The sequence below is a fragment of the Arthrobacter crystallopoietes BAB-32 genome (assembly GCF_000328305.2).
Lineage (GTDB): Bacteria > Actinomycetota > Actinomycetes > Actinomycetales > Micrococcaceae > Crystallibacter > Crystallibacter crystallopoietes_A.
Genome location: NZ_ANPE02000319.1, coordinates 1 through 2,894, shown reverse-complemented (window position 1 = coordinate 2,894; position 2,894 = coordinate 1). Strand labels below are relative to the sequence as shown.

Annotated in this window: 3 protein-coding genes and 1 pseudogene; all 4 read left to right on the top strand. The window is 73.6% G+C overall.

Annotated elements, in window-relative coordinates:
• Positions 1–1,356: phage baseplate assembly protein V (locus D477_RS22925; RefSeq protein ID WP_005275316.1), on the top strand; the 1,356-nt coding region annotated here is incomplete at its 5' end.
• A complete protein-coding gene (locus D477_RS20620) occupies positions 1,353–1,691 on the top strand; it encodes a hypothetical protein (RefSeq protein ID WP_005275314.1) in 339 nt (112 codons plus the stop codon). The genes D477_RS22925 and D477_RS20620, both read left to right, overlap by 4 nt.
• The gene (locus tag D477_RS21470; RefSeq protein ID WP_005275311.1) at positions 1,688–2,176 is read left to right on the top strand and encodes a GPW/gp25 family protein; all 489 of its coding nucleotides are present in this window, start codon (positions 1,688–1,690) and stop codon (positions 2,174–2,176) included. Before D477_RS20620 ends, D477_RS21470 begins: the two co-directional genes overlap by 4 nt.
• Positions 2,173–2,894, top strand: a pseudogene (locus tag D477_RS20610) (hypothetical protein); the annotation flags it as partial. The gene D477_RS21470 and the pseudogene D477_RS20610, both read left to right, overlap by 4 nt.

Here is a 2,894-nt window from a genome sequence, read left to right as displayed (position 1 = left end):
GCGCCGGCACCGGGCGACGCGCTCACGGTGGAGATTGCCGGCCGGCCGCAGCCGCTCTTCGCCGGCGACGTCACCGTCGTCGAGCGAAGCTACGCCGCCAACGCCAACCGGCTGCTGCGGCTGCGCGCCTACGACGCCCTGCACCGGCTGCGCAAGCGCCAATCGACCCGGCTGCTGGAGGCCACTGACCTCGCCGGGTTGGCCGCAGCGCTCAGCGCCGGCACCGGCCTGCAGGTTTCAAGCCGGGCCGCCGGGCATGCCGTGGGTCCGGTGTACCAGTGCGGCCGCTCGGACCTGGCCGTGCTCGCCGAAATCTGCTCCCGCGCCGGGCGCTATCCCGTAGTCGCCGGGGACCAGCTGCTGCTGGTCCCGTTATCCGGTAACGACGACGGCGAGCCGCTGGAGCTTGAGCTGGGCGTAAACCTGCACTCGGCCGAGCTGGAGCTGAGCCAGGAGCCTTCTTTCCGCAGCGCGGACGTGGCCGGTTGGCATCCCGATCCGGCCGCCGCCGTGCGCGGCCGTGCCGAGGACCGTGGCGCCCGTGCCGAGGTGAAGGCGGACCCGGCTCCGGCGATCGTGGGCGGCGGCGGGCCACTGCAGCGCCGGAACGAACTCCACCGGGAGGCGGCAGCCGCCGAGGCGCTTGGCCAGGCCGAGCTGGACGTCCGCTCCGCCGCCGAAGCCACCGCCGAGCTGGTCGCGGATGGAGACCCGGCGCTGCGCCCCGGGCAGCGCATCCGGCTGCGCGGCGTGGCCGCCGAGTTCGAGGGGACCTACACGGTCTGCACGGCAGCCCACAAGATCGACGCCACCGGCTACGAATCCGCCGTCTCCACCCGTCCGCCCGGTCCTCCGGCAGCCCGCGCGGCAGATGTCGCCACGCTCGGCATCGTCACCGGCACGGAGGACCCCCAGCAGCTCGGCCGGGTCCGCGTCTCGCTGCCGGCCTATCCGGATCTGGCAACCGCCTGGGCACCCGTGCTGGTGGCCGGGGCCGGTCCGGACAAGGGCGCCGTCGTCCTGCCCGCGACCGGCGACCACGTGCTCACCCTGCTGCTCGCCGCGGACCCGGGCAACGCCGTCGTACTTGGCGGACTCTACGGGACGCACCAGGCGCCGGACGCCGCCGTCCCCGGGCCGCGCGGCGGACGCTATACGCTCCGCACCGCAGACGGCCAGCAGGTCATGCTCGACGGCGCGGGCCACCGGCTCGCCCTCGCGGACGGCCACGGCTCCACCATTGAACTGGGGCCGGACCTGCTGCGGATCAGCTCGGCCACGGACCTCACGCTGGAGGCACCCGGCCAGGCCCTGCGCATCCGCGCCCGCAGCGTCGACTTCGAGGAGGCGCCGTGAAAGTCCTGGTCCTCGCCGGCACCACCCGCTGCGGCCACGACGGCACCGTCCGCCCCACCGCCTCGCAGCAGTGGGTGCGCATCGCCGGCTCCCCGGTGCTGGTGGCGCACGATCCCGAGGGCCGCCCGATCGGCGGCTGCCCGAACATCGGACTGAACATCAAGCCCTGCACCAACACCCTGGCCGTGCATACCGGCTACTCCGGGTTCCTGCGCATCGGGGACCGCGCCGTCTGTCTGGACTCAGTGACCGGCTACACGGACGGCACCCCGCCGGGAGCAGTCAAGTACACCGTCCGCGCCGCCGGCCAGGACTTCGCGGAGGCCACGTCATGAGCATGCCCCGCTACCGCGCCCTGGCTATGGTACATCCGGATTTCGACGCCGATGCGGGGCCGGCGGGCCTACGCACCGCACCGGGCGGTGGCCTGGCGAGCGTCACCGATGCCGCAGCCGTCCGCCAGTCACTGCTGTTGCTGCTGAGCACCCGCCCCGGCGAGCGCGTGAACCGGCCGGACTACGGGTGCCGGCTGTTCCAGCTCGTCTTCGAACCCGCCGGCGACACCACCGCCGGACTCGCCGTGCACTACGTGGCCCGGGCGATCGAGCGCTGGGAGGAGCGAATCAGCATTCTCTCGCTGGACGCCGGCCGGATGCCCGAGGAGCCCGGGCAGCTGGAAATCCGCCTGCACTACCGCATTCGTGCCACCTCGCACGAAGACCGGATCACCGTCGTCGTTCCCGTCCGGGACGCCGGGATTCCGCCGCGCCTCAACGACACCGGAGCCCCCGTTCCCGGCGCCTACGGAGGTGCCGGATGAGCATCCCCGTGCCCAACCTGGACGACCGCTCCTTCATGGAGCTGGTGGCCAGCGCCCGCGAGCGCATCCGCCAGGTGGACCCCTCCTGGGAGCCCACGGTGCACGATCCGGGCATGGTGCTGGTGGAGGCTTTCGCGCACCTGACCGACATGCTCATCTACCGGCTGAACCGCGTGCCGGAAAAGCTCTACACCGTCTACCTGAACCTGCTGGGCACCGCGCTGCGGCCGCCGCACGCGGCGCAGGCGCTGCTCGAATTCACCCGGACGGACCCCAAGGCCGGGCCCGTCACCATTCCCAAGGGCACGCAGGTCGGCTGCCAGCCCGGCGTTCCCGGTGCGCCGCAGCCGGTCTTCACCACCACCGAGGACGCGCTGCTGCCGGCCGGCGGGCAGACCGTGCAGGTCCCGGCCGTGGACGCCGTCCTGCATGAGGCCGTCCCGGTCGGGACCGGAACCGGACGCCCCGGCCAGGTCGCCCAGCTGCCGGCCGTTCCCGCGGTGGCCGGCGAGGGGTTGGCCGTCGGCATCGAGGTGCCGGAGGGAACCCAGCTGCGCAGCGGCAACGCCGTCCTGGTGGAGGGCCGCCCGTTCCGGATCTGCCGCGAGGTGGAGGCCTTCGCGGACGCCGGTCCGGACGAGGCCGCCGTGCGCGTGGACCGTTCCGCCGGCACCCTCGCCTTCCCCTGGTGGCCGGAGGACGAGCCGGCTCCCCCGCC